The 5,106-nt window shown below is 46.6% G+C and carries 3 protein-coding genes; 2 read left to right on the top strand and 1 reads right to left on the bottom strand.

The genetic code is table 11. The features are described 5' to 3' along the window. The first annotated feature begins 96 nt into the window (after nt 1-96). Nucleotides 97-1,638 carry a sodium:solute symporter gene (locus CAG68_RS17670; RefSeq protein ID WP_158155541.1) on the top strand — a complete coding sequence of 514 codons (1,542 nt, stop codon included), beginning with the start codon at nt 97-99 and terminating at the stop codon, nt 1,636-1,638. Nucleotides 1,639-1,649: 11 nt separating this feature from the next. Continuing rightward, nucleotides 1,650-3,020, top strand: a complete 1,371-nt coding sequence (locus CAG68_RS17675; RefSeq protein WP_158155539.1) for an L-serine ammonia-lyase — start codon at nt 1,650-1,652, stop codon at nt 3,018-3,020. A 78-nt stretch (nt 3,021-3,098) separates the two neighbouring features. On the opposite strand, the gene glgX is transcribed toward CAG68_RS17675, so the two are convergent. Next, nucleotides 3,099-5,090: a glycogen debranching protein GlgX gene (glgX, locus tag CAG68_RS17680; RefSeq protein ID WP_158155537.1), complete on the bottom strand. Its 1,992-nt coding sequence runs from the start codon at nt 5,088-5,090 to the stop codon at nt 3,099-3,101. Nucleotides 5,091-5,106: the final 16 nt, after the last annotated feature.

The raw sequence follows: 5,106 nt of genomic DNA on the forward strand, positions 1-5,106 counted from the left end.
TAATCACACTTACAGTGGGATTGTCGTTTAAAAATGCCTTTTTACAGTAATATCTGGGCATAATAATTAGCTACCCAGAATTAGGAAAACCTTAAAATGGTTACGTACTCAAGTTTTGTGGTGATTGCGTTATATGTAGCAATTACCATACTAATCAGCTATTTAGTGAATAAGCGCTACAGCAATGGTGGCGACTTTTCCACGGGTGGAAAGCAATTTGGCTGGTTTACGGCGGGTGTTTCGATACTTGCGACTTACATTAGTGCGATGACGTTTGTAGGGATGCCTGGTTGGGTTTATAGCTCTGGCATGGAAGCGATGAGTATTCACCTTAACTATCCCATCGTTATCTTTTTCACTGTTATTTTCTTTGTGCCTGTCTTTTATAAGCTGGGTCTGACTTCGATTTATGAATACCTTGAGCACCGCTTTGGGGTGTATGCAAGAACCATCAACTCGATTGTGTTCATTGTGGTTCAATGTATCTCAGCGGGTGTGATTTTGTATGCCGTGGCGCTGATCTTAGTGCAAGTTCTGCCTATCAGTATTTCTGAAGCTATTATCTACATTAGTATTTTCACCGCTTGCTATACCTATGCGGGTGGGATTTCCACGGTGATCTGGACCGATATGTTGCAATCTGCAGTATTGGTTGCGGGCAGCATCGCTATCTTTGCCATTCTAATGACAGAGATTAATGCGGCAGATTACCTTTCTCGTGATCACCTGAATATCATCAACTTAGACTTTGATTTAGGCGTAGATACCACACTCTGGGCTGGCGTGGTTGCCGTGAGCTTTTTGCATTTGAGTGTGTACGGCACCAACCAATTGATCATCCAACGCACGTTAGCGACGAGATGTGAAAAGACGGCGCGGAAGTCGATGCTGTTGTGTGGTTACGGTGCGTTTTTCGTGTACTTGTTCTTCGCGGTACTCGGTGTCCTTCTGAGTGTTTTCTATCAAGATCAATCGTTTGAAAACAGCAACGAAGTGATTTTGGATTTCGTCTTCAACCACACTAACCCAATCGTCGTTGGTTTGATCATTTCCGCATTGGCGGCGGCCGCAATGTCGACCTTGGATTCGACCTACAACTCAATTGCGACTGTCGCAACGTTCGATATCTACAAGCGTTTCGTTCGCAAAAGTGCAGATGATGAGCACTACGAAAAAGTCGCAAGAAAGATGAGTTTGCTTGCTGCGGCCATGGTGGTAGTGCCAGCTCTTCTCGCGGTATCGAATGAATCGGTACTCAAAACCATCGCTAGCCTGACTTCCATCTTTGTTGGTATCCGTCTTGGGTCATTCGTGCTTGGCTTGTTCTGGGCAAAAGCCAATGAGAAAGGCGTGATCGTTGGCAGTATCATGAGTGTGATTTCGGTGTTTACTGCAATGTATCTCGACGTGGCTTGGCCGTGGTTCGCGCCAATTGGTACGTTTGTCTTCCTTTTGTTTGGTGTGTTAGTGAGCCGTCGTTGGGGCGCTGTGACTGCCGAGCAACAAATTTTTATCAATAATCAAAAACATCTTTTTGCAAAGCCAACCGCAAGCCATTACGGGCTGTTGGTGTTCGCCGTGGCGACCATCGCTGCTTGTATGGTTCTCCCTGATTGGCTTTATGCTGCATTGTCGTAATAGGTAAGTTTATGCTGTCCATCTTTAATATTTACAAGATTGGTGTGGGCCCTTCTAGCTCTCACACCAATGGTCCAATGATCGCGGGTTACCACTTCACTCGTTTGATTGAATCGAACTTGGCAAAAGTGGTTCGTATTCAGGTCGATTTATACGGCTCACTCTCGTTAACGGGGATTGGTCACCATACTGACCGTGCAACCATTTTGGGTCTGTTGGGTAACAAACCAGATACCATCAAAATCGCTTCTGCGAATAAAGCGATGCGCAAGGCGATTGAAGAGGGCATGATGTCTGTCGATGGCCGTCATGAAATCGAATTCAACTACAAAACGGACATGTTGTTCCATGAAGAGAACCTTCCTCTGCATGAGAATGGAATGACGATTACTGCGTTAGATGCGCACGGCAATCAGGTTGGGTTTGAAACTTACTACTCTATCGGTGGTGGTTTCATCGCAACGGCGGATGAACTGCAAAATGGCAGTGCGACTGCTCCCGTAGAAGTTGAGTTTCCATTCTCCAGTGCAGACGAAATGTTGGCACAGGCAGAGAAGAACGGCATGAGCCTCGGCGGCATGATTCTGAAAAACGAACAAGCGTTTCAGGATATGGAAGCCATCAATCAACGCGCAGAACAGATCTGGCGTGTGATGACGCGTTGCATGGAGCGCGGTTTCGAGACAGAAGGTATCTTGGATGGTGGCTTGAACGTGACCCGCCGTGCGCCTAACTTGTTGAAGAAGCTTGAAGCAAATGCAGCGATTGAAAACGACCCAATGGAAATCATGGATTGGATTAACCTGTTTGCTTTTGCTGTGAGTGAAGAAAACGCGGCTGGTGGACAAGTCGTAACGTCGCCAACTAATGGTGCGGCGGGTGTGATTCCGGCGGTATTGATGTACTACCATCGCTTCATCAAAGAGCTCGATACTAAACAGCTTAAAGACTTCCTTGCTGTATCCGGTGCGATTGGCATTTTGTACAAAACCAATGCGTCTATCTCGGGTGCCGAAGTGGGTTGTCAGGGCGAAGTCGGTGTTTCTTCTTCTATGGCGGCAGCTGGCTTGACCGCGCTACGTGGTGGCAGCAATGAACAAATTTGTATTGCGGCTGAGATTGCCATGGAGCACTCACTAGGCATGACTTGTGACCCAATTGGTGGTTTAGTGCAAGTACCGTGTATTGAGCGTAATGCGATGGGGGCAATGAAAGCGATCAATGCTTCTCGCATGGCATTAAAGCGTAATAGTAAATGTTTGATCTCGTTGGATAAGGTGATTGAAACCATGTACCAAACGGGCAAAGACATGAACAAGAAATACCGCGAGACGTCACTGGGTGGGTTAGCTTTGATTCACCTAGCGCCGCCTTGCGAATAATGAGTTAGGCACATCTAACCAACAAAAAAGCCGAAGCACTGAGATGCATCGGCTTTCCTTTTTTGGAGCGTTTATAACTTAGCTATGCGTTTGCTCACCTTTTGGTGTGCTTTGGTTTAGTTGATAGTGCAAAATCACCATCGAGGTGGGTGACAGCAAGACTTCGCCTTCAGCATGTCCTGGGTTGAGGTTACGTACGTTTGTATCACAGATCGTCACCCATTCTTGCTTTCGCTCATTGGGGAGCTTAAAGCGCGCTGTGGCGTTAGTTTGGTTGATGAGGTAAACCAGCTCTTGCCCTTCTTTACCGATACCAAGGTGAAGTGCGACAGAGCTTAAACGGTTCCAATCATCGTGCTCCATTAAGCGACCGTCTGTACGGCGCCAGAAAATACGGTTGTTATTGCGGTTTTCGCCACTGAAAGCTCGGATAAATGGCACCATGTATTGATTTCGGTTGGCGACCATTTGTGACATCCATGCTTTGAAATGTTGCTTACGTTCTGTCTCTTCCCAGTTCAGCCAACTGGTTTCGTTGTCTTGGCAATAGGCATTATTGTTACCGCCTTGGGTGTGAGACAGAACATCAGCAGTGAGAATGTGTGGGATACCGAAGGCAAACAGCAAGCTAGCAATAAGGTTGCGTTTTTGCTTCTCACGCGTGGCGATGATCATCAGATTTTCTGTCTCGCCTTCAACACCGTAGTTTTCTGAACGATTGTCACCGTGACCGTCGCGATTTTCTTCGCCATTGGCTTCGTTATGTTTGTGCTTGTAAGACACTAAATCTTGCAGTGTGAAGCCATCGTGATACGTGATGTAATTTACGGTGAGTTTGTATGGCCAGTTCGCTGCACTGTAAATGTCACGAGAGCCCATTAATCGAGTGGCAAACTCTTTTAAATAGCCTTGATCACCGCGCCAAAAACTGCGGGAAATATCACGCAGTTTGTCATTACATTCGTTCCAACCAAATGGAAAGTTACCCACTTGGTAGCCATTTGGACCAATATCCCAAGGTTCGGCAATCAATTTGGTTTCACGCAAAATTGGGTCTTGCGCAACGGCTTTAAAGAAAGCTGCTTCTGGGTTGTAATCATCGCCCTGTCGACCTAACGTTGCAGCCAAGTCAAAACGGAAGCCATCGACTTTAAATTCGCTAACCCAGTAGCGCAATGTATCCATCACAAGGTTTAAGGCTGGTTGGTAGGTGAGATCCACTGTATTTCCGCAGCCAGTGTAATTGGCGAAGTGGTTGCCATGTTTGATGTAAAAACAGGAATCGAGGGCCTTCAGGTTGAAGATTGTAGGCCCTTCACCACCTTCAGCAGTGTGGTTGTAAACCACGTCGAGAATCACCTCAATGCCGTTTTTATGCAATTCGCGAATTGTTGTTTTTAATTCCGTAACGGCGTCTTGTTCTGCGTAGCGCGGATCGGGCACCATAAAGAGATAAGGGTTGTATCCCCAATAATTGACCTTTTCCATCTCTAGTAGGTGAGGCTCATGCATGCATGCTGCGACAGGTAGCAATTGCAGCGTGTTGATGTTTTGCTGTTTGTAAAAGGCCAGCATTTCAGGTGATGCAAGACCTAAATAGCGCCCCCTCAGCTTGTCCTCAACCTCTGGGTGGCGTTGGGTAATCCCTTTGACGTGCGTCTCAAACAACACCATCTCTTCTCTGGGTATACGCGGGTGATCCGTGTTTTGCCAGTCAAAATCATCTTCGATAACGACGCACTTCGGCATATCGAAACTTTTGGCTGGAGAGTAGGGAGGATGATAGTGGAGGGCTTTATCTATTGATTTTGCGTACGGATCAGAAATTAACAGTGGCTCGTCCTTGTGGGAGACAAGATAACCGTATTTTTGCCCCGGCTTAATATCTGGAATAAAAGTATGACGTATGCCAGCGTATTCATTCGGTAAACCGCGAAGCTCGTAGCTGCCATCGTCTGCAAACAATGCCAGTTGAATGTCTTTTACGCCCGGAGCATGAATAGAGAAGTTACAGCCTTCTTTATTCAATGTTGCGCCCAGGGGGTAGGGGCGAGAGAGAAGTCGTGTCATCGGAGATACTTTATTT

Origin of the sequence: Vibrio sp. V42_P2S4T144, from assembly GCF_009904715.1 — a bacterium.
Taxonomy (GTDB): Bacteria; Pseudomonadota; Gammaproteobacteria; order Enterobacterales; family Vibrionaceae; genus Vibrio; species Vibrio alginolyticus.

Coding starts and splice junctions, on each gene's coding strand:
- CAG68_RS17675 (WP_158155539.1), top strand. CDS start 1,650: ATGCTGTCCATCTTTAATATTTACAAGATTGGTGTGGGCCCTTCTAGC.
- glgX (WP_158155537.1), bottom strand. CDS start 5,090: ATGACACGACTTCTCTCTCGCCCCTACCCCCTGGGCGCAACATTGAAT.
- CAG68_RS17670 (WP_158155541.1), top strand. CDS start 97: ATGGTTACGTACTCAAGTTTTGTGGTGATTGCGTTATATGTAGCAATT.